At 66.7% G+C, this 20,125-nt stretch carries 21 protein-coding genes; 8 read left to right on the top strand and 13 right to left on the bottom strand.

From position 1 onward, the window contains the following. Position 1: 1 nt before the first annotated feature. The gene (locus JZ791_RS19080) at positions 2 to 745 is read right to left on the bottom strand and encodes an alpha/beta fold hydrolase (protein WP_216896507.1); all 744 of its coding nucleotides are present in this window, start codon (positions 743 to 745) and stop codon (positions 2 to 4) included. 49 nt (positions 746 to 794) lie between these two features. Then, positions 795 to 1,571: an alpha/beta fold hydrolase gene (locus JZ791_RS19075; RefSeq protein WP_216896506.1), complete on the bottom strand. Its 777-nt coding sequence runs from the start codon at positions 1,569 to 1,571 to the stop codon at positions 795 to 797. A gap of 131 nt (positions 1,572 to 1,702) precedes the next feature. Between JZ791_RS19075 and JZ791_RS19070 the strand changes: the two genes are divergently transcribed. Further along, positions 1,703 to 2,512 (top strand): helix-turn-helix domain-containing protein, encoded by an 810-nt coding sequence (locus tag JZ791_RS19070; protein ID WP_216896505.1) that lies wholly within the window; start codon positions 1,703 to 1,705, stop codon positions 2,510 to 2,512. A gap of 54 nt (positions 2,513 to 2,566) precedes the next feature. Here the strand turns inward: JZ791_RS19070 and JZ791_RS19065 are convergent, their stop codons facing one another. Then, on the bottom strand, positions 2,567 to 3,103 hold the full coding sequence (locus JZ791_RS19065; protein ID WP_216896504.1) for a carbonic anhydrase: 537 nt from the start codon (positions 3,101 to 3,103) through the stop codon (positions 2,567 to 2,569). Between the two features lie 9 nt (positions 3,104 to 3,112). Between JZ791_RS19065 and JZ791_RS19060 the strand changes: the two genes are divergently transcribed. Next, entirely contained in the window at positions 3,113 to 3,640 is a 528-nt protein-coding gene (locus JZ791_RS19060; RefSeq protein WP_216896503.1) for a MarR family winged helix-turn-helix transcriptional regulator, read from the top strand. A gap of 29 nt (positions 3,641 to 3,669) precedes the next feature. On the opposite strand, the gene dnaB is transcribed toward JZ791_RS19060, so the two are convergent. The 5 genes from dnaB to rpsF all read right to left on the bottom strand — a co-directional run bounded on the left by dnaB (position 3,670) and on the right by rpsF (position 7,518). Then, positions 3,670 to 5,049, bottom strand: a complete 1,380-nt coding sequence (dnaB, locus tag JZ791_RS19055; RefSeq protein WP_216896502.1) for a replicative DNA helicase — start codon at positions 5,047 to 5,049, stop codon at positions 3,670 to 3,672. 717 nt (positions 5,050 to 5,766) lie between these two features. Continuing rightward, on the bottom strand, positions 5,767 to 6,222 hold the full coding sequence (gene rplI / locus JZ791_RS19050; RefSeq protein ID WP_216896501.1) for a 50S ribosomal protein L9: 456 nt from the start codon (positions 6,220 to 6,222) through the stop codon (positions 5,767 to 5,769). 16 nt (positions 6,223 to 6,238) lie between these two features. Then, a complete protein-coding gene (gene rpsR / locus JZ791_RS19045) occupies positions 6,239 to 6,508 on the bottom strand; it encodes a 30S ribosomal protein S18 (RefSeq protein ID WP_216896500.1) in 270 nt (89 codons plus the stop codon). Positions 6,509 to 6,567: 59 nt separating this feature from the next. Continuing rightward, positions 6,568 to 7,125 (bottom strand): single-stranded DNA-binding protein, encoded by a 558-nt coding sequence (locus JZ791_RS19040; RefSeq protein WP_216896499.1) that lies wholly within the window; start codon positions 7,123 to 7,125, stop codon positions 6,568 to 6,570. 102 nt (positions 7,126 to 7,227) lie between these two features. Then, on the bottom strand, positions 7,228 to 7,518 hold the full coding sequence (rpsF, locus tag JZ791_RS19035) for a 30S ribosomal protein S6 (RefSeq protein WP_216896498.1): 291 nt from the start codon (positions 7,516 to 7,518) through the stop codon (positions 7,228 to 7,230). A gap of 173 nt (positions 7,519 to 7,691) precedes the next feature. Between rpsF and JZ791_RS19030 the strand changes: the two genes are divergently transcribed. Next, positions 7,692 to 9,158, top strand: coding sequence for a glycosyltransferase family protein (locus JZ791_RS19030; RefSeq protein ID WP_216896497.1), 1,467 nt, complete (start codon positions 7,692 to 7,694; stop codon positions 9,156 to 9,158). Between the two features lie 7 nt (positions 9,159 to 9,165). On the opposite strand, the gene JZ791_RS19025 is transcribed toward JZ791_RS19030, so the two are convergent. From JZ791_RS19025 to JZ791_RS19015, 3 genes are all read right to left on the bottom strand, one after another. After that, positions 9,166 to 10,863 (bottom strand): glycosyltransferase family 87 protein, encoded by a 1,698-nt coding sequence (locus JZ791_RS19025; RefSeq protein ID WP_216896534.1) that lies wholly within the window; start codon positions 10,861 to 10,863, stop codon positions 9,166 to 9,168. Positions 10,864 to 10,892: 29 nt separating this feature from the next. Continuing rightward, on the bottom strand, positions 10,893 to 13,469 hold the full coding sequence (locus JZ791_RS19020) for a transglycosylase domain-containing protein (RefSeq protein ID WP_438804537.1): 2,577 nt from the start codon (positions 13,467 to 13,469) through the stop codon (positions 10,893 to 10,895). Positions 13,470 to 13,780: 311 nt separating this feature from the next. Continuing rightward, positions 13,781 to 14,191, bottom strand: coding sequence for a DUF5318 domain-containing protein (locus tag JZ791_RS19015; RefSeq protein WP_216896495.1), 411 nt, complete (start codon positions 14,189 to 14,191; stop codon positions 13,781 to 13,783). Between the two features lie 161 nt (positions 14,192 to 14,352). On the opposite strand from JZ791_RS19015, the gene JZ791_RS19010 reads away from it, so the two are divergent. The 5 genes from JZ791_RS19010 to JZ791_RS18990 all read left to right on the top strand — a co-directional run bounded on the left by JZ791_RS19010 (position 14,353) and on the right by JZ791_RS18990 (position 18,875). Further along, complete coding sequence (locus tag JZ791_RS19010; RefSeq protein WP_216896494.1) at positions 14,353 to 14,910, top strand: PadR family transcriptional regulator; 558 nt, start codon at positions 14,353 to 14,355, stop codon at positions 14,908 to 14,910. Beyond that, positions 14,903 to 16,000, top strand: a complete 1,098-nt coding sequence (locus JZ791_RS19005) for an inositol-3-phosphate synthase (RefSeq protein WP_216896493.1) — start codon at positions 14,903 to 14,905, stop codon at positions 15,998 to 16,000. The genes JZ791_RS19010 and JZ791_RS19005 overlap by 8 nt, the downstream gene beginning before the upstream one ends. Positions 16,001 to 16,192: 192 nt before the next feature. After that, a complete protein-coding gene (locus tag JZ791_RS19000; RefSeq protein WP_216896492.1) occupies positions 16,193 to 16,465 on the top strand; it encodes a hypothetical protein in 273 nt (90 codons plus the stop codon). Between the two features lie 113 nt (positions 16,466 to 16,578). Beyond that, a complete protein-coding gene (locus JZ791_RS46550; protein WP_216896491.1) occupies positions 16,579 to 18,213 on the top strand; it encodes an adenylate/guanylate cyclase domain-containing protein in 1,635 nt (544 codons plus the stop codon). Then, positions 18,210 to 18,875, top strand: a complete 666-nt coding sequence (locus JZ791_RS18990) for a Crp/Fnr family transcriptional regulator (protein ID WP_216896490.1) — start codon at positions 18,210 to 18,212, stop codon at positions 18,873 to 18,875. The genes JZ791_RS46550 and JZ791_RS18990 overlap by 4 nt, the downstream gene beginning before the upstream one ends. A gap of 164 nt (positions 18,876 to 19,039) precedes the next feature. Here JZ791_RS18990 and JZ791_RS18985 read toward each other — a convergent pair whose 3' ends face one another. Continuing rightward, the gene (locus JZ791_RS18985) at positions 19,040 to 19,465 is read right to left on the bottom strand and encodes a GyrI-like domain-containing protein (protein WP_216896489.1); all 426 of its coding nucleotides are present in this window, start codon (positions 19,463 to 19,465) and stop codon (positions 19,040 to 19,042) included. A 9-nt stretch (positions 19,466 to 19,474) separates the two neighbouring features. Then, the gene (locus JZ791_RS18980) at positions 19,475 to 19,963 is read right to left on the bottom strand and encodes a GyrI-like domain-containing protein (RefSeq protein ID WP_216896488.1); all 489 of its coding nucleotides are present in this window, start codon (positions 19,961 to 19,963) and stop codon (positions 19,475 to 19,477) included. Between the last annotated feature and the right edge of the window lie 162 nt (positions 19,964 to 20,125).

Genomic DNA, 20,125 nt, shown 5'->3' with positions numbered 1-20,125 from the left:
GTCAGATGCGCTCTGCGAAGTCCTTGGCGGCGCGCTCGACGAAGTCGGCGACGCGCTTCGGATGTGCGATGAAGGCCGTGTGGGAGGCGTCGATGTCCTCTGTGTGCGCGTGCATCCGGTCGGCCATGTCCCGCTGCAGTTGCGGCGGGATGGAGTTGTCCTCGTTGGAGACGAGGTACCAGGTCGGCTTCCGGTCCCATCCCCGGATCGTGGCGGCCTCGGTGAACGCGAATGCGGACAGTGGCCGCTGCGTCGCGTACATCGCGCGAGCCAGCTCATCGGAGGAGTCGCCGCAGAACACCTCGCGGAACCGGCCGGGGTTGATGTAGAGGTCGGGGCCGCCCGGGGCGCCGGGAGCGTCGTACGGGGTCGGCGCGTTCTCGGTGGCGAGCAGCGACGGTGCGTACCCATCCTGTGCGCTGAGGCAGCTCTCGCCGACCTCGAGGCCGAACGCGGCCAGGTAGACCAGCCCGATCACGTTGTCGAGCCTGTCGACGGCGTGGCTGATGACGGCGCCGGCGTAGGAGTGGCCGACGAGCACGACGGGGCCGTCGATGGCCGCGACGCGGGTCCGGATCGACGCCGCGTCGGATGCGATGCCGCGCAGCGGGTTCGGCGGGGCGACCACGGTGAACCCGTCGGCTTCGAGGCCGGAGATCAGTCCGCCGTAGCCGGACGCGTCCGCGAACGCGCCGTGGAGGAGGACGATGGTGGGCTTGGCTTCGGTTCTGGTCGTGTCGGTCATGGTTGTGCCTTTCGTGTTGATTAGGAGAGGTGGGCGGACGGATCGCCGGTCAGGCGGCCGGTGCGAATGCGATGATCGCCTCGACGAGTTCGTCGGGGGCTTCGAGCGGGATGAGGTGCCCGGTGTTCGGAATCACCGCGAACTGCGCTCCGGAGAGGTAGGGGACGAGGTTCCGGCGCAGCACGTCGGCAGGTTCGACGCGGTCGCGCTCGCCGGCGACGACGAGGGCCGGGACGCTGATCATGCGGGTGTGTTCGGTGATGTCCTCGGCGATGCCGCGCAGCGGCCATTCCGTGCGAGCCGCGTCGGCGCCGGCCCGGGAGTCCGCGCCGATCTGTGCCTTGATCCGTATCGGCAGGTCGGTGGCGGTCAGGACGGTGTCCCTCGCGCCGGCGGCGGACTCTTCGGTGTCGTAGGCGTGGGAGAGGAACTCGCGGTACTCGGCGGTGATCTCCGCGGCCGGCTTGGCCGGTCCTGATCCGACGAGGACGATCCCCCGCAGACGGATGGGTCGCCTCGCGGCGACGAGCTGCGCGACCTTGCCGCCCATGGAGTGTCCGACCAGGACGTAGTCGTCGATTCCGGCGTCGGCAAGGACGCTGACGGTGTCGTCGGCGAGTTGGCGGAGCGTGTAGGGCCCGGGGAGCGTGTTCGAACGGCTCCACCCGCGGAAGTCGACCGCGAGCGTGTCGCGACCCGGCAGACGGTCCACGACCAGGTCCCAGGTACGGGCGGACCCTCCCCAGTAGTGCAGGAACACCAAGGTCGGGCCCGTGCCCCTGCGATGGTCGTATATGGGCAGTGAAAGCTGCTGTGTGCTGGTCATGCGGGGATCCTTCGGTCTCGCTTTCCGGCTGGTTCCGCCGTGTTTCCATTGGACCGCAGCACGCGGAACGAGACATCGGCACGACTGGACGGCCGATGGTGAAAACTGGACTCGTGGCGACGATCCGGCATATGACCTATGAGCCTGTCGACCGCGGGGCCTCGTCGGTCGAGGTGATGACGTTCGAACGGCTCCGGGAGATCAACGACAGCGGCACGCAACGAGCCGATTTCCACGTACTCGCGCTCATCGACGAAGGGGACGGCACGGTCACGGTCGACTTCGTCGCCCACCCGCTTTCGGCGTGGACCGCGGTGTGGATCTCGCCCGGCGCGGTGCACCGGTGGGACGACATCGCCGACGTCGCAGGTCATCTGGTGCTGTTCGTCCCGACCGCGCCGGTAACGCACCGCACGCGGGAACTGGTCGCTTCTCCCGATCTGGTCGCCCGGTGGGCGGTTCCCGCCGAGGCCCGGCCATTCGTCGACGCGGCGCGCAGGCATCTCGTCCTCGAGGCGGCCGCCCTGGCCGAGGATCCGTCGACCGAGTTGCCCCAGATCCTGCTGTCCGCGCTGATCACCCGCGTCGAGCCCCCGCATTCCGAGGCGCGCTCGGCGAACCCGACGTTTCAGCTGTTCCGCTCGAGTGTGGAGGCGCATTTCCGGACTCACCACGACGCCGATTACTACGCACGTACGCTCGGTTTCGCCCCACGCACCCTGAGCCGGGCGGTGCAGCAGGTAACCGGACGTACCGCGAAGGCGTACATCGTGGAACGGATCGTGCTCGAGGCGAAGCGCCTGCTCGCCCACGAACGCGTCACCGCGGCACGGTGTGCGAGCCAGCTCGGGTTCCCGGACCCGTCGAACTTCTCGCTGTTCTTTCAGAACGCGACGGGCGTGCGCCCCGGCGCCTGGCAGGCGGCGACGATCCGCGACTGACAGTGCGGCGCTCGCCTCCCGGTCGCTCGCCTTCCGCCCGGCTACCGCGCCCGGCTATCGGTTGGCCGGCATGACGGATTCGACGACGGTCTCGACGAGCCCGGTCTCCAACCGGAGCACGTGCCCCGACACCGACGCGAGAATCTCGCTGGTCATCAGCGGGTCGGCGAGGAGCTTCTCGACATCGCGCCGCACGGTCGCGGCGGGGTCCGTGACCGCGCGCTCGGCGAGTACGGTGTCGTCGCCTCCGGTGCGAGCGGCGAACGAGCGGCGGAACGCCGGGTCGGCGAGCAGACCGGTACCGCACTGCGTGTGATGCACGATCGCGACGTCCATCCTGACTCCGAGCCGCACCGCCAGATATGCGATGTCCTCGATCACGCGACCGTCCACCCGTCCGCCCGTGTTCCGCAGCACCCCCGCGTCCCCAGTTCCGATCCCGAGGAAACCCGCGGGCTCGACTCGCGGATCGGCGCAGGTCAGCACCAGCGGGAGCCGCTCAGGCATCGATGTGGGCATCGCCAACCGAGCGAGGTCGATATTTGCCGCGAAAGCCTGGTTGCGCTTCAAGAATTCGTTGAGGTCGGACACGATTCCTCCATGTGGTGTATCTACAACATTGATCTCGTCGGCTACACTAATCACGAGGAGGTGTATATGCAACACCAAGGGCCGGAAGGGTCGCGACGGCAGGCTCTGTGGATGGCGGACCGGTGTCTCGGCAGGCGCATCGCGCGGCTGCATCGGCTGGTCTCGCGGCGCTTCGAGGCGGAGCTGCGGGAGTCGGGGCTCACCCCGCCGCAACTCGAAGTGCTCTCCGAAATGGCCGTCTCCGGCGAGCCCGTTCGCCCGTCGGAGATCGCCGGCTGGCTCGGCATCGAGCGCTCCACGATCAGCCGGAACCTCGATCTGCTCGCCCAACTCGGCTACGTCCGTATCGCAGAGACGTCGGCGACCGGCCGAACGACCCGTGTCGTAGTGACCGACGCCGGCCGTCAGGCGCTGACGGACGCCGAGCCGGCCTGGGAACGGGCGCAGGCCTGGATCAGGGAGGCGGTCGACGAGGACGCAGTCGCTACGCTCGACCGCTGGCTAACCGCCCTCGAACTCGCCCCCCATCCCCGCTGACACGAGTTCTGAGACCCGATATGAACAGCTCAGCCCCGGGCCATATCGACAAATCGACTGAGGTGCAGCTGGTGTGCGACGGTAATCGTCGCAGTAGGGCCATTTCGATGCTTTCCGAGAATGAGGTCCGCCTCGCCGCCGCGCGGATCGTCCCGTTCGAATGCATCGGGCCGATGAAGCAAAATTACCATATCCGCATCTTGCTCCAAAGATCCAGATTCGCGCAGGTCAGATACCATAGGACGCTTATCCGTTCGCTGTTCCGGGCCGCGGTTGAGCTGACTGATTGCAACAACCGGAACTTCCAATTCCTTGGCCAAAAGTTTTAGGCTTCGGGAGAATTCTGAGACTTCCTGCTGTCGCGATTCAACCTTTTTTCCAGAGCTCATCAGCTGGAGATAGTCGACTACTACCAGGCGCAGATCATGGCGCTGCTTGAGACGGCGAGCCTTGGCGCGAATCTCCATCATGGTGAGGTTCGGCGAATCGTCGACGAACAACGGCGCCTCACTGATCTCACTCATCCGCCGCGCCAACTTGGTCCAGTCGTCATCACTCATACGTCCTGACCGCATATCGCCGAGCTTGATCCGCGCCTCTGCCGACAGCAGACGCATCACAATCTCGGTCTTACTCATTTCCAGCGAGAAGATAACGCTGGCCAATCCATGTTTCACCGACGCGCTGCGCATGAAATCCAGACCCAGGGTCGACTTGCCGACGCCGGGGCGGGCGGCGACGATGATCATCTGGCCGGGGTGCAGGCCGTTTGTCACCTCGTCCAGTTCGGTGAAGCCGGTGGGGACGCCGAGGGAGATGCCGCCTCGGCTGGCGATGGAGTCGATCTCGTCCATCGTGGGTTGCAGGAGTTCCTCCAGGGGGAGGAAGTCTTCGGAGGAGCGGCGCTCGGTGACCTCGTAGATCTCGGCTTGGGCGCGGTCGACGACCTCGGCGACGTCCTGGCCGTCGGCGCCGGCGTAGCCGAATTGGACGATGCGGGTGCCTGCCTCGACCAGACGGCGCAGGATCGCCTTCTCCGCGACGATTTCCGCGTAGTAGGAGGCGTTGGCGGCGGTGGGGACCGTTTGGGTCAGGGTGACCAGATACGGGGGGCCGCCGATGCGCTTGAGTTCGCCGCGCCTGTCGAGGGTGGCCGAGACCGTCACCGGGTCGGCGGGCTCGCCGCGACCGTAGAGGTCGAGAATGGCGTCGTAGACGGCCTGGTGGGCCGGACGGTAGAAATCACCGGGGCGGATGACCTCGACGACGTCGGCGATGGCGTCCTTGCTGAGCAGCATGCCGCCCAGCACCGACTGCTCGGCCGCCATGTCGTGCGGCGGCTGGCGGCCGAAATCCTCCCCTGGTGAGTCGGGGTATTCCGAGTGTCCGCGATCATCGACGACTGCCACGAGACCCGACCGTCCTCTCTCATCACACCCGGTTCGAACCCTATCGGTCTATACCTGAGCAAGACCGTTTCTACGCCGGGGCACCGACACGTTTCCCCTCCGCACAGCGTGTTGCCGCACCGATTCGGCGTGTCGCCGCCGCGATGATCGTCAGCATCGCTGCGGCGGTGGAGCAAACCGATGGTGCATACTGCAAGACTCGGGAAATCGGGACGAACCGGGTACGGGATCACGACCTCGGAAAGAACCTATGGGACCGGGTTGGGGAGTACCAAACCGCGCTGTGCACACCTCTGTGGATAAACTGGGGATAGTTCACCTGCTGTTGTGCAGCCCCTGTGGATTACTTGGGGAAAACGTGCTCGACCTCACTTTTTTTGCAAGGTAGAACGACACTTTTGCGGATCCGCTTCTGTGGATTATTAAAGCCTCGGCGTGTCTTTCGAGATGAACAGTCGGGCGTGTTGGGTTAACGGCACTCTCTACGCTTGTGGCTCCGGTCACATTTCGACCGGTCGGCATGTCGAGTTATCCCCACACAATCCCGAATAACACGAGGTCGAGCCGGTGCGATCACCGAGCGTGGATTCATGCACATGTCACATAATTTGGCGAATTATCAGCTAACCACGATGAACACGCAGCACAGCGCATTCGAAGGCCACCCCCGCTCGAGTGCGAGGGTGGCCTTCGAACGCTATACGTTCTGCGCGTGGATCACTCCGCGCCGTTGACCTGAAGGTCGAACTTGGCCGACACATCGGGGTGCAGGTGCACCTGCACGCCGTGCTTGCCGGTGCTCTTGATGTGAGCCTTGGGCAGCTCGATGCTGCGCTTGTCCACCACCGGACCACCGGCCGCCTTGATGGCGGACGCGACGTCGGCCGTGGTGACCGAGCCGAACAGCTTGCCGGTGCCCGCGGTCTTGACCGACAGCGAGACCCCGGTCAGGTTTTCGATGGCCTGCTTCAGCTCGTTGGCGTGGTCCAGGTCGCGCACCTTGCGGGCGTCCTGCGCCCGGCGGATGCCCGAGACCTGCTTCTCCGCGCCACGGGTGGCAACGATCGCCAGCCCGCGCGGGAGCAGGAAGTTACGGCCGTAACCGTCCTTGACCTCGACGGTGTCGCCGGGAGCGCCGAGATTGTCGACATCAGCAGTCAGAATCAGCTTCATTGTGTGCCTCCCGTTCTCAGCGAGCCGTGGACACGTACGGCAGCAGCGCCACCTCGCGCGAGTTCTTCACCGCGATGGCGATGTCGCGCTGGTGCTGCACGCAGTTGCCGGTGACGCGGCGGGCGCGGATCTTGCCGCGGTCGCTCACGTACTTACGCAGCAGCGTCGTGTCCTTGTAGTCGATGGCGGCGACCTTCTTGCCGTCCTTCGCAGCGGCCTTGTGCTCCTTGCAGAAGGCACAGGCCTTCTTCTTCAGCACCTTTTCGCGTGCCGGTGCTTTGGCCATGGTCTTGTTCTCCGTAATGCCTGGGAGCCACGCGGGTGGCCCGGTATGTGTACGCCGTTCTAGAACGGCGGTTCGTCGTCCATAGGGCCGCCTCCGAAGGAGCCGGCCGCGGGGGCGCTGCCCCAAGGGTCGTCGCCGCCGGCGCTCTGGCCGCCGCGATTACCGCTGTTGGAGCCGCCGAAGCCCCCACCACCACCGCCGCCACCGGAGTTGCCGCCACCACCGAAGTTGCCGCCACCGCCACCACCACGGGTGGTCTTGTTGACCTTGGCGGTGGCATATTTCAGCGAGGGACCGACCTCGTCGACCTCGAGCTCGACGACCGTGCGCTTCTCACCCTCGCGGGTCTCGAAGGACCGCTGCTTGAGCCGTCCGCTCACGATCACACGGGAACCCCTGGTGAGGCTCTCGGCGACGTTCTCCGCGGCCTCTCGCCAGATGTTGCAGCGCAGAAACAGCGCCTCGCCGTCTTTCCACTCGTTGGTATTACGGTCGAACACGCGGGGGGTGGATGCGACGGTGAAATTCGCCACCGCCGCGCCCGCGGGCGTGAATCGAAGCTCGGGGTCCGCCGTCAAATTGCCGATGACGGTGATGACCGTGTCGCCTGCTGCCATGGTTCCTCCAGCTCTCCGGTGCAGTCCGCATAACTCGCGGGTTTCGCGCTAGAGCCTAGAGACAGGCACCGACGCAAACGAGTACTGCGGGCGGGAAGGGAACTACTTCTTGTCGTTGCGCAGCACCTTGGTGCGCAGCACCGACTCGTTGAGCCCCAGCTGGCGGTCGAGCTCGCTCACGGTGGCGGGCTCGGCGGTCACGTTGACCACGGCGTAAATGCCTTCGCTGTGCTTGGCGATTTCGTAGGCCAGACGGCGGCGGCCCCAGATGTCGACCTTGTCGACCTTGCCTCCGTCGGTCTTGACGACGCCCAGCATATTGTCCAGGTTCGGACCGACAGTTCGCTCGTCCAGGCTCGGATCGAGAATAACCATCACTTCGTAATGACGCACGGGAACCCATCACCTCCTGTGGACTAGGTACGGCCACGGACGGTCCGTGGCAGGAGGGTCGTTGCGTCAGCAACCTGGCAAGGCTACATGACCAGCACTTCGGCAGAGAAATCGATCTCCGTCGCGGGCGGCACTATCGTTCTCCGTCGCGGGCCGACACTATCGTGGATGCCATGACCAGCCGTCGGGGAACGAGGTCGCGTCTCGCGCGCTCGGACCGGACGGCCGCCGTCGCGGTGCTGGTGTGCGGGGTGATGCTGGTGCTCGCCTATCTGAACAAGGCGCGATGCGCGGGTGCGCCCTTCGAATCCGACGGCCGCAGCGTCATTTTCGATCGCATCAAGGATTCGCGCGTCTGCTACTCCGATATCCAGTACCTGTGGGTGGGGCGCGATATCAACGAGCACGTGTTCCCCTACCTGTCCGGCGGAATCACGCCCGACGGAACGCTGACCGGCGGAGCGGTGGAATATCCGGTGCTCAGTGGGCTGCTGATGTGGCTCGGCGCGATGGGCGCACACAACGACGCGACGTTCCTGCTGCGTTCGGCGCTGCTGCTGGCGCCGTTCGGATTGGCGACAGCATGGCTGCTCGGGCGGCTGTCGGGCAGGGCGGCGCTGCTGTGGGCGGCCGGGCCGCCGCTGGTGCTCTACGGCTTCCACAACTGGGATCTGCCGGTGGTATGCACGGCGGTGGCGGCGGTCTACGTGGTCACCACGCTGACGCGGTATTCCGTGCGCACCCGCGGGGTGGTGGCCGCGGTGCTGCTCGGCATCGGCTGTGCCCTCAAGGTGTATCCCGGAATCTTCGTCCTGCCGTTGCTGATTCACGTGCTGGTCGGCGGCAGTGACGGGCTCGACGCGCTGCGCCATCGCACCGTGGGCCGGATCGGCGCCGCGGCCGACTCCGGAGCGCGCGAGGGCCGGCTCCTGGCCCGCTGCACCCGCCTGACCCGCCGCTACGACGCGGAGGGCGCGCTCGCGGTGGCCGCCGCCGCCGTGGTGACCGTGCTGGCCATCAACCTCCCGTTCGCCGTGGCCGGATACGACGGATGGCGGGCCTCGATCCTTTTTCAGCAGTGGCGCCAGGCCGATATCACCTCCGACTCGGTCTGGTACTGGGGTCTTCGGCCGATATTCGATGCGAGTCCCGGCGGCGAGCACTCGTACAGGGAGATTGTGGCGACGGCCTCGCCGGTGCTGGTGCTGGCCGCGTTCGCCCTGGCGATCTGGCTCGGGTGGCGGCGCTATCGGATCTGTGGATTGTTCGAATGGGTGGGTGTGAGCGGCGCGATGCTGTGTGGATTTCTGTTGTTCCACAAGGTGGATTCACCGCAGTACACGCTGTGGTTGATCCCGTTCCTGGTGCTGCTGGAGGTTCCGTGGCCGGCGGTGGCGGCGTATCTGCTGGCCGACGCCGCCCTCGGGATCGGGGTCTTCCGCTATTACCACGTCCTGGGCTCCGGCGATTCGGCCCGAGCCGAACAGCACGTCGTGGAATTCGGGGTCTGGGGTCGCGCGCTGCTGCTGGTGTACTTCTTCGTCGTATTCCTGCGCGCGAATCCCCGCGTTCGCCGCCGGCCCGCTCCCCCGAAGGAACTCGCGCCCGTCGCGGCCGAGCTGGTGACCACGCCGGGCTGACAGGCCGCTAGCGCGCCGCGGTGGCCGAGTTCGACGGCATCTGCTCCCATGGCCGCAGCGGCGTCGGGAGCCAGGGCAGTAGCGGATCCGGCGCGCGATCCAGGATTCCGCCGACCGGATCGTCGACGCCGTCGAGGCGTACCAGATCCTGTGCGGGTCGGTAGATCTGACGAACGATCAAGGCGCACAGGGCGATCACGGCCAGATCCCGCAGCAGTACCGCGGCGGTGAACCACTGCTCCGGCACACCCTTGTGGTCCACTCCCAGGTAGTAGTACATGCGCGGGAACCAGACCAGCGCGTCGATCGTCATCCACGTCAACAGGATTCGCCGGTTCGGCAGGGCCAGCACCGCGATCGGGACCAGCCACAGCGAGTATTGCGGGCTCCACACCTTGTTGGTCAGCAGGAACGCAGCCACGACCAGGAACGCCAGCTGGGCCACCCGCGGCCGCCGCGGCGCGGTCAGCGCGATGTAACCGATTGCCACACAGGCGATGACGAACAACAGCAGGGAGACAACGTTCAGCACCGTCGGGGTCTGATCCGAGGTCAGCGTGCCATCGAAGCCGGGCCATCCGGTGAACGAGGTGATCACGTTGTAGATCGAGTCGGGATCGGCCTGGCGTTGGGTGTTGAGCCGGAAGAACTCCGACCAGCCCGCGGTGAACGGCGCCGCGATCGGCAAATTCACCAGCAGCCAGCTGAGCGCCGCCGCCGCGACCGTCACCCCGGCCGCCCGCAGCGGCCTGATCCGGGCTCCCGCAAGGTAGTCGCGCATCGCCGGGACGATGCTGTTCTTGCGCCGCCGCAACGACTCTCGCAGACCGGGTAGTCGCTGCCGATCATCGATGCGCAGGCACAGCAGCACGATCGGGCCCAGCAGCAGCAGCGGATATAGTTTCGCGGCCCCGCCCAGACCGAGCAGCACGCCGGCCAGCACCGGGCGTCTGCGTGCCCAGGCGAGCATTCCGGTGGCGGCCAATGCCGTCGCCAGCGCGTCGAAATTGGTGAACGCGTGCACCAGCACCAGCGGTGACAACGCCACCAGCGCCGCATCCCAGACCCGCCGCCCGGCCAATTGTGTGGAGGCCCAGATGGTTACCAGCCAGGCCAGTGCCAGGCCGACCGCGGCGACATCGAAATACACCACGACCGGCAGCGCTCCGGGCAGCGGCAGGTTGTCCCACAGCGCGCCGACCTCCATCGCGGCGTACTGGTAGAGCCCCGACAGCACCGGATATTCCATGTATCGGGTGTGCGGCTGCCCGTCGGCGCCGGTCTCGGTCCAGTGCTTCTTGTACGGGAACGCGCCCTCGTCCAGATGTTCGGCGCCGTACAGCGGAACGGTGTCGGAGTAGCACATGGCCACGTACTGGCGGCCGTTGTTCCAGTCGAGGGTCACCTGGCCGTCGGGGGTGGTGGTCTGCTGGATGCATGCCGCCTTACCCGACCAGCTCAGCGCGAGAAATATCACCCCGAACGCGAGCATGACCCGCAGCGGAGTCCAGAAGCGCGCACGCCCGATCAGCGCATGATCGCCGACCGGGCCGCCGATGGCGGTGGAGAGCTGAGCGGTGAGGGAATCGGTGCGACTGGGTCTGTCGCGCCACGACGCGGAACGCGGCTCGGGTTCCGGCGCCGCCGGGGACGAGTTCCCGAGTGGAAACTCGGCGGGCTCATCCCCGGCGATAGACGCCGTCACCGCTTGCTGCTCGAACACGCCAACCGACGCTACCCGGTGTTACCGGATTGCCCCGCGTTGGGCGTCTGACTGTCTGTCTCGCCGGGAACCGGTGTGACCGAGAAGGTTCCGTCGGGCGCGACGGGCTGACCGGGCAGCGGGCCGGGGCCCATGGGCGCCTGTTGTTGCTGTTGTTGCTGCTGTTGGTAATTCGGATTGGGCTGCAGGCCGCCCGGCACCGGGATCCGCAGCCCCGGGAAGATCTCCATCTGCGACGGCGGGGCGGCCTCGAGCGGCGGCTGATACGTCGGCGGGGTCGTCGAGGGAGGGGTGAAGGGCGCCGAGTACGACGGCACACCGGCCTGGCCGCCGATTGGATCCGGCTTCGGGAAGGTTTCCTTCGGCGTACCGTCCAGCGCGCCGTCCATGGTGTCCTGCCAGATATCGGACGGCAGGTTGGAGCCGTACATGATGGCCCCGTTCGTCTTCTTCAGCGCGACACCCTTATCGGTACCGGCCCAGACGGCGGTCGACAACGACGGCGTCTCGCCGATCATCCAGGCGTCGCGGTTCTGGCCGGTGTCGCCGAGTTGGGTGGTGCCTGTCTTCGAGGCCGAGACGCGGCCGCCGGCCAGGTCGTGTTTGAACGAGTAATGCGCGATGGGCTCCATCGCGGAGATCACGTTGTCGGCCACGGCCTTGGAGACGACCTGCTGACCGGAGTCCTGCCCGCGATCGAGCAGCACCTGCCCGTCGGCGGTGACGACCTTCTGCACGAAATGCGGTTTGCGATAGACGCCCTCCGCGCCGAGCGTCCCGTAGGCCGAGGCCATATCGAGTGCGCGAACCTGGTACTGGCCCAGGATGATTCCGTCGTTCGGGGGGGATCCGTCGGGATTGACCAGCGTCTTGCCGACGCCGGGGATCGTGTCGGGAATGCCCAGCCGGTGCGCCATGTCGGCGATCTTCGACGGGCCGTCGGGGCCCATGTCCAGCTCCATGCGGTAGAAGCTGGTGTTGAGGGACCGTTTGAGCGCCTCGGCGATGGTACAGACGCCACAGGTCTCACCCTCGGCATTGGTGATCTTGATCCCGTGCACGTCGAGCGGGTCACTGCTGTACATGGCCGACAGCGGCTTGCCCATCTCCAGATTCGCGGTCAGGCCGTAGACCTTGAACGTCGAACCGGTCATCAGACCCGCGTTGGCGTAGTCGAAGCCCAGGCCGTTGTCGCCGCCGTAATAGGCCTTCACACCGCCGGTCTTCGGATCGACCGACACCACGGCGGTGCGGACCTCGGGCCGCTGGTTCTCCATATTCTTGTGCACCGCGTCGACCGCGGACTGCTGTGCCTTGGCGTCGATGGTCGTGGTGATCTGCAGACCCTCGGTGTTGATCTGTGTATCGCTGATCCCGGCCGCGGCGAGTTCGGTCATGACCTGACGCTTGATCAGGCCGTTGGGGCCGGTGTCGGGATCCTGCTTGTTGGCCGACGCGGAGTCCGGGGACAGCACGTTCGGGTACTTCATCGTCGCGCGCTGTGCCTGCGGCAGGTTGCCCATCGACACCATGCCGTCCAGAACGTAGTTCCAGCGCTGGACTGCGCCCTTGTAGTTGTTCGCCGGGTCGAGGCCGTAGGGCTGGTTGATCGTGGCGGCCAGCATCGCGCCCTCCTCGACCGTCAGGTCCTGCACCTTCTTGCCGAAGTAGGCCTGCGAGGCGGCGTTGATGCCGAAGGTGCCGCGGCCGAACGGAATGGTGTTGAGGTACGCGGCGAGGATGTCGTCCTTACTCCACTGCCGCGCCATCTTGGCCGAGATCACCAGCTCGCGCATTTTACGGCTGAGCGAGTGCTGATTGCCGACCATCACGTTCTTGACGTACTGCTGGGTGATCGTGGAACCACCACCGGCGGTCGCCTTGCCCATCAGGTTGTCACGGAACGCGCGGGCGAAACCGGAGATCGAGAAGCCCGGGTTGGTGTAGAACGACCTGTCCTCCGCGGCGATGACCGCGTTGCGCACGTGCGGGGGGATCTGATCGATGGTGACGTCGGACCGGTTGCCTTGCGGAGGAACGATCTTCGCGATCTGGGTGGTGCCGTCGTCGGCCATCACGGTGGCGACCTGATTGGGTTTGAGGTCACCAGGTTTGGGTACCGAGACCTCGGAGTATGCGATCAGGAAGATCGCACTGGGCACCACGATGCCCAGTGCTACCAGTACGTAGACGACTCGGCGCACGATCCGCCACGGCGATTTCTTCTTCCGGCCGCCGCGGCCTCCACCGCGACCACCCGGGCCGCCCGCACCGGGCCGCCGGGGCGGGCCCGAGGGCGGTCCGCCCGCAGTGGGGCGCTCGGACTCGGCGAACGGGCCGGTGCGCGGGCGGGATTCGCCCGGACGCGGCCGGGTGGCCGTGCCGGAACCGGAACGCGCCGAACCCCGGTTGGCCATCGCCTCGCCCAGGGTTCCGGCGGAGATCTTCTGCGTCGCCTGCGCGGGGTTCGCGATCTTCTGTGTGGCCTGCGCACCGGTGGGTGGACGCTGCGGGCCCGGCGCCGGCCGCCGGGGGGGCTGACCGCCGGGGCCGCGTGGCGGCTGGCCGCCCGGTGGGACCCGGCGCATTCCGCCGCTGGGCGGCTGGCCCCGCGTATCACCCGGCGGCGGTCCACCGCGGCGCGGCTCGGCGCCGGGCGCCTGCCCGCCCGGCCGCACCGGTGGCAGCGGACGCCCGCCCTGCGGTGGGCCGCCGGGCCGCGGCGGCGGATAGCCGCCGGGCCCCGGTTGCGGGCCTCGCGGGCCACGGCCGCCGGCTGGTCCATCGTCGTACGGCGAAGTCACAGTTCGGATCTCCATAACTCGAAACGGTCCGGTTGGCGGTGTTGTGGCCGCCGCGGGCACGCCTGTGCTCCGCTAGGTTCAGCTCCCCTACCCCATCACTCCGCGGCGGTCCGGCGGGCGCCGGTGCGGCGTCGTGTGGGCGCCGGCGGGTGACCGAGCACGTAGGACTGCACCAGATGATTCCAGCTGCAGCTGCGGCACACCTCTACCACATGTACCGAGAACTCCTCGCGGGACTCCGCCAGCCGGATCAGCTCCTCGGGCGCGCGAGCCGAGCCTGCGATCGGCCCGAGTCCATCACCGTAAACCCACGATACGAGAGTGAGCTGCTCTTTTCGGCATATGGGGCAGGTGACATCACTGCCTCGTCCATGAAACTTCGCCGCGCGCAGCAGATAGGGATTCGCATCGCAGACCTCGGAGACATCCACGCGGCCCGCATAGACATCGGCCAGCAGCGACCGGCGCCGAAGCGCATAGTCCACTACCTGCCGCTGAATTCGCACGGGTTCCAGAGTAGCCCGGAGGTCCGACGACCGCTCCCGGGTCCGGCGTCCCGGAACGCTCGTCACATCCGATGTGTCGGGCGGATCTGTCGGAAACTATATCGGCGCGATATAGTGGCTGATCGTATCCAGCGATACGGAACAGACAGGAGGTGAAGCCCGTGCTCGAACTCGCGATTCTCGGGCTGCTCCTGGAGGCCCCCATGCACGGCTATGAGCTGCGCAAACGGCTGACCGGCCTCTTGGGGCCGTTTCGGGCCTTCTCCTACGGCTCGCTCTACCCGACCCTGCGTCGCATGCAGGCCGACGGGTTGATCGCCGAGGAGTCCATGGCCGGGGTGGTCACCCGGCGGGCGCGGCGGGTCTATCAAATGACCGAGCCCGGTCGCGTGCGGTTCGGCGAACTGCTCGCCGATACCGGCCCGCAGAACTACACCGATGACGGCTTCGGCGTGCACCTGGCCTTCTTCGGCCGCACCCCCGCCGAGGCGCGGATGCGGATCCTGGAGGGTCGGCGTCGGCAGGTCGAGGAGCGTCGGGAGGGACTGCGGGAGGCGATCAAGCGGGCCAGCGGAACCCTGGATCGCTACACCCGCCAACTGCACCAGCTCGGCCTGGAATCAAGCGAGCGCGAAGTGCGCTGGCTCAACGAGTTGATTGCCGCCGAGCAGTCGATGCAGGCGGCACCACAGAAAGAGGGAAATATCGGCCATGAGTGATGTCAACACGGCTGAACAAGTCACCGGGATTCGCGTGGCCATCGTGGGCGTGGGTAACTGCGCCTCCTCGCTGGTCCAAGGCGTGCAGTACTACCAGGACGCGGACCCGGACGCGACCGTGCCCGGCCTGATGCACGTCAAGTTCGGGCAGTACCACGTCCGCGACGTGCAGTTCGTCGCTGCCTTCGACGTCGACGCCAAGAAGGTCGGATTCGACCTGTCCGACGCGATCTACGCCAGCGAGAACAACACGATCAAGATCGCCGATGTGCCGCCGACCGGGATCACCGTGCAGCGCGGCCCAACCCTCGACGGCATCGGCAAGTATTACGCCGAGACCATCGAGCTGTCCGATACCGACGCGGTCGACGTCGTGCAGGTGCTGAAGGACGCGAAGGTGGACGTCCTGGTCTCCTACCTGCCGGTCGGTTCGGAAGAGGCCGATAAGTTCTACGCGCAGTGTGCCATCGACGCCAATGTCGCATTTGTGAACGCGCTGCCGGTCTTCATCGCCTCCGATCCGGTCTGGGCCAAGAAGTTCGCCGACGCGGGCGTTCCGATCGTCGGTGACGACATCAAGAGTCAGGTCGGCGCCACCATCACCCACCGCGTGATGGCCAAGCTGTTCGAGGATCGCGGTGTGCAGCTGGATCGCACCATGCAGCTGAACGTCGGCGGCAACATGGACTTCAAGAACATGCTCGAGCGTGAGCGCCTGGAGTCCAAGAAGATCTCCAAGACCCAGGCCGTCACCAGCAACCTGAAGAAGGAGCTGGGCGCGGGCGATGTGCACATCGGCCCGTCCGACCACGTCGGCTGGCTGGACGACCGCAAGTGGGCCTACGTGCGCCTCGAGGGCCGCGCCTTCGGCGATGTGCCGCTGAACCTGGAGTACAAGCTCGAGGTCTGGGACTCGCCCAACTCGGCCGGCATCATCATCGACGCCGTCCGCGCGGCCAAGATCGCCAAGGACCGCGGCCTGGGCGGTCCGATCCTGCCCGCCTCGGCCTACCTGATGAAGTCCCCGCCGAAGCAGATGGCCGACGACATCGCCCGCACCGAGCTCGAGGCCTTCATCATCGGAGCCTGAGCTGTCCTGAATCGCGTTGGCGCACGACACGCCCCCGGTCGTACCGGGGGCGTGTCGTCGTCTTCCGGCGCTGCCGGCGTTGTGTCGCGACGGATACACACCGGGTGTCGTCTGGGCGGCAGAGACTTTCGTGCTTCGACGGCAAACTTTGTCTCACGTTGCCCGACAGAACGAAACAGCTTGGAGCACACCATGAAGAACAGCTTCCGCCGCATCGCCACCGCAGTGGCGGCCGTCGCGGTCCTCACCGGAACCGGCGCCGGAATCGCCTCGGCCTCGCCCACCGCCAACGAGCCCGCCAAGACCTGGTGGGGTGACTCCTACTGCACGTGGGGCTCGAACTTCAACTGGCACTACTACAACTTCTGCGACCGCTACCAGTGGCACGGCAGCCACCACAACGACTGGCAGAACTTCCATAACCACAACTCGGGTTACGACTTCGACTGGTTCCGCGGCCGCTGATCCGCAGCGCCGAACAACCGAATATCACCGATGCCCCGGCAGCCTCGCTGCCGGGGCATCGGTGTCTCGTGGACCGAGTGGCCGCGAATCTGGTTGGTGGGTAGGTTCGACGGGTGTTCAACGTGAGAGCGCTCACCTGGGCCGTGGCGGTAACACTGCCCGCGCTGGGACTTTCCTTGCTCGTCGCGGACCCGATGCTGGACGCGCACTACGAACATCATGTGGAGCACTTCTGGCTTGTGTTGTCGGCGGCGCTGCTGTCGATGGCGCTGGGCACCATCCTGTTCCGGGCCGCGCGCAGCCGCCGTGATGTGCGACTCATCCTGATATCGCTGATGTTCCAGTTCTCCGCCGGGTTCCTGGCACTGCACGCGGTGGCCACGCCCGGGGTGATCCTGAACTCACCCAATGCCGGCTTCGTCTACGCGGTTCCGATCGGACTGACCCTCGGCGGTATGGCCGCGCTGGCCTCGGCCGTCGAATACGGGCCCGAGGCCGTCGCCCGGTTGCAGCGGTGGATGTGGCTGCTGGCCGCGCTTCCGGCGGCGAGTTTCCTGGTCTGGGCGGCCATCTCGATGACCCGGATACCGCCGCTGAACGGAACGCCCAGTCCCACCGAGACTTCGGGGCCGCTCGTCGGCATCGCGTTCTTCGGCTCGCTGTGCTACCTGGGCGCGGCGGTCGCGTACGCGCGGCAGTTCGCGCGTCGCCGGGGCCTGCTGCTGCTCACCATTGTCACCACGTTCGTGCTGCTGATCGAGGCATTGCTCGCCATCGGCTTCGGGCGCAGCTGGCGGACCTCCTGGTGGGAATGGCATGTGCTGATGCTGGTCGCGTTCGCGTTGATCGCCGTGAGCAGCCACCTGCAATTCCGCAGGGAAGGCTCGTCGCTGGGCCTGTTCGACAGCGTGACGCTGCAACAGACCATGGCGGCGCTGGAGCGCGACTACGGCCGGGCACTGACCGAGATGGTGGGCATTCTGCGCGAGCGGACCGCCAGCGGGGTGGCCGAGCGCGAACCCCTCGGATCGCTCGGCGTGCGGCTGTCGCGGCAGTTCGGGATGACCGAACGGCAGTTCGCGGTCCTGGAGCAGAACGCGCGGCTGTACGGTCAGCTCGATGAGCTGTTCCGGTCCTATATGTCCCCCGCGGTGGCGACCGAGTTGCTCGCCGATCCCACCCAGGCCGACCTCGGTGGCCGGATCGCCGAGGTTACCGTGCTGATGGCGGACCTGTCCGGGTTCACGCCGTTCTCGGAGAACACCGATCCGGCGGCGGTGGTGCACATGCTCAACACCTACTACGGCGCGATCGTGCCGGTGATCCTCACCGAGGGCGGGACGGTGGTGCAGTTCGTCGGCGATGCGGTGATGGCGGTGTTCAACGCGCCGAATCCCCAGCCCGACCATGCTCTCCGGGCGGCGCGGGCCGGGCTGGGACTGCAGTGGGCGGTCGGGCAGATCGCCGCGGGGCATCCGGAATGGCCGCACTTCCGGGTCGGGATCAACTCCGGTCCCGCCCTGGTCGGCAATATCGGTGCGGCACAGATGCGTAACTACACCGCGATCGGCGACACCACCAATCTCGCGGCGCGATTGGAGGGCGTGGCCGAGCCTGGCACCGTGGTGATCAGCTCCTCGACGTGTGCGCAGCTCGGGGATCGGGTATCCGTGCGCACATTGGACACCATCACCGTCAAGGGCCGACGGGAGCCGGTGACCTGCTACGTGCTCGAGGGATTGCGATGACCATCGATTACGCACTGCTGCGCGACCTGGACGACGGCGAGCGGCGCCAGGTGCTCGCCTCCTGCACCCCGCGCAAGTTCAAACGCCGCGAAATCCTCTGTCATGAGGGCGATCCCGGAGACACTCTGCATCTGATCAAATCCGGACTGCTGCTGATCCGGGTGGCCACCCCGATGGGGTACACCGCCACGCTGACCATCATCGGACCGGGCGATGCGTTCGGTGAGCTGGCGCTGCTGAGCGCCGACTCCAAACGCACCGCGACCGTGGAGGCGGCCGAGAACGTGGAGACCCTCACCCTGAGCCGCGCACAGCTGGCGGCGTTGCGTGCCGCGAATCCCGATATCGAGCGAATGCTCATCCGAACCCTGGTGATCCAGGTCCGTCGCCTGTCCGCGATGGTGCTCGAGGCGCTGTATCTGCCGGTCGAAGCGCGGGTGGTCCGGCGGCTGGTGGATCTGGCCCGGACGTACGGCGGCCGGGCGCCCATCGCCGAGATCCGGCTCACCCAGGACGATCTGGCGTCGATGGCCGGGACCACCCGGGTCACGGCCAACAAGATCCTGCGTGAGCTCGAGGATCGCGGAATCGTCGAACTGCGGCGCGGCCGGATCATCGTCACCGATCGCACCGCGCTGGTCGCGGCGGCGAAATCGCACTGATCCGCCTCTCCGCGCCTCAGGCCAGGCTCGTGTGCCAGGGCAGTGGCGTTGGCGGCCGGCGGTCGGGCGGGGGAGAGTCAGCCCGTACCCGGCAAGTTACCCGCATCTTGCGAGATCAGTTGTCGCGTTGATATCACGACCGGACCAGTCGGCGGGGGCGCAGCTCAGTCCAGTGAGACGTACACCTCGACGGAGGTTGGGCCCGTGTAGCGCTCGACCTCCGCGGCGTGTGAGCGGGTGATGGTGCCCGCGGCCTCGGCCTTGGCGACCTTCGCCCATGCGGTGCGCAACAGGTCGTAGGGCTTGTCGGTGACCACGAATTTGGCGTAGCGGCCGGAGGGGACGCGGGTGAGCACATCTCCGGTGTCCAGGTCGTCCAGCGCCGCGAGCTCATAGCCGAGAACCGCGACCGCATGGTCGTTCTGGCCGATGTACGCGGCGACCCGCGCGGCGTCTTTCTCCCTGGACAGGTATCTGTCCCAGGTGAAGTTGACCAGATCCAGGTCGCGGGCCGTCACCTCGCGCCCGGTCAACGGAATGGTCAGCCCACCGACCAGGCTCTGGTCCAGGGTGACGATCTCGAAATCCATGGTGCGCCCCTACCTGTCGCTTGCCTCGGGCGTGCCGCTCGCGGCGGTGTCCGGCTCGTCGGCCAGCGCGACGAACACCTCGACCGTATGCCGATCCGGATAGTGCTCGAAATCGCCTGTGTACGAGCGCACCAGCGCCCCCGCCGTCTCCAGGTCCCACACCGCTCGCCAGACGGACACGATGGTGTCGCCCAGATGCTCACCGCTGCGGACGAATCGGGCGAACCGCCCGCCGGGGATCCGTGCCAGTACATCGCCGGGCAGCAGATCGTCCATGCTCTCGCAGCGATAGCCGACGATATGGGTCAGATACGAACCGATCTCGGGCGCATGGTCGACGAACGCGCTCGCCAGCGGTCCAGGCAAGTCGCGTTTGAGGACGTGCCGCCAGGCCTGTTCGACCCTCAGCCGACGCGGCCCCTCGACCGCCAGCGCTGGGCTGCGCAGTACCGTACCCGCCACCAGCGTCTCGTGGCGCTCGACGATAGTGAAATCCACCGGTGTCGCCCCTATGTCTCGGAATAGATCACCCTGCGCATCCCACCCTATCCCCCCAACTGTAATTATTGCGTTTGCTGTGTCTATTTGCCCCTCCGCTTCGCTCCGGGGCGGGTTTTCGGCGCCCTGGGGGCGCGTCGGTCGGGCACCGCTGCTTGCTCC

The sequence above is a fragment of the Nocardia alni genome (assembly GCF_019038435.1).
Classification (GTDB): Bacteria; Actinomycetota; Actinomycetes; order Mycobacteriales; family Mycobacteriaceae; genus Nocardia; species Nocardia alni.
The sequence above is the reverse complement of the archived record's forward strand: the minus strand, read 5'-3'. Positions and strand labels throughout refer to the sequence as shown.

Bases quoted from the DNA above. Each gene is read 5' to 3' on its own strand.
- JZ791_RS19020 (WP_438804537.1), bottom strand. From the start codon at position 13,469: ATGCGCCGGGTCCCACCGGGCGGCCAGCCGCCACGCGGCCCCGGCGGT.
- JZ791_RS18990 (WP_216896490.1), top strand. From the start codon at position 18,210: ATGACCATCGATTACGCACTGCTGCGCGACCTGGACGACGGCGAGCGG.
- rplI (WP_216896501.1), bottom strand. From the start codon at position 6,222: ATGAAGCTGATTCTGACTGCTGATGTCGACAATCTCGGCGCTCCCGGC.
- rpsR (WP_216896500.1), bottom strand. From the start codon at position 6,508: ATGGCCAAAGCACCGGCACGCGAAAAGGTGCTGAAGAAGAAGGCCTGT.
- JZ791_RS18985 (WP_216896489.1), bottom strand. From the start codon at position 19,465: ATGGATTTCGAGATCGTCACCCTGGACCAGAGCCTGGTCGGTGGGCTG.
- JZ791_RS19080 (WP_216896507.1), bottom strand. From the start codon at position 745: ATGACCGACACGACCAGAACCGAAGCCAAGCCCACCATCGTCCTCCTC.
- JZ791_RS19040 (WP_216896499.1), bottom strand. From the start codon at position 7,125: ATGGCAGCAGGCGACACGGTCATCACCGTCATCGGCAATTTGACGGCG.
- JZ791_RS19060 (WP_216896503.1), top strand. From the start codon at position 3,113: ATGTGGTGTATCTACAACATTGATCTCGTCGGCTACACTAATCACGAG.
- JZ791_RS19075 (WP_216896506.1), bottom strand. From the start codon at position 1,571: ATGACCAGCACACAGCAGCTTTCACTGCCCATATACGACCATCGCAGG.
- JZ791_RS19070 (WP_216896505.1), top strand. From the start codon at position 1,703: ATGACCTATGAGCCTGTCGACCGCGGGGCCTCGTCGGTCGAGGTGATG.
- JZ791_RS19005 (WP_216896493.1), top strand. From the start codon at position 14,903: ATGAGTGATGTCAACACGGCTGAACAAGTCACCGGGATTCGCGTGGCC.
- JZ791_RS19030 (WP_216896497.1), top strand. From the start codon at position 7,692: ATGACCAGCCGTCGGGGAACGAGGTCGCGTCTCGCGCGCTCGGACCGG.
- JZ791_RS19000 (WP_216896492.1), top strand. From the start codon at position 16,193: ATGAAGAACAGCTTCCGCCGCATCGCCACCGCAGTGGCGGCCGTCGCG.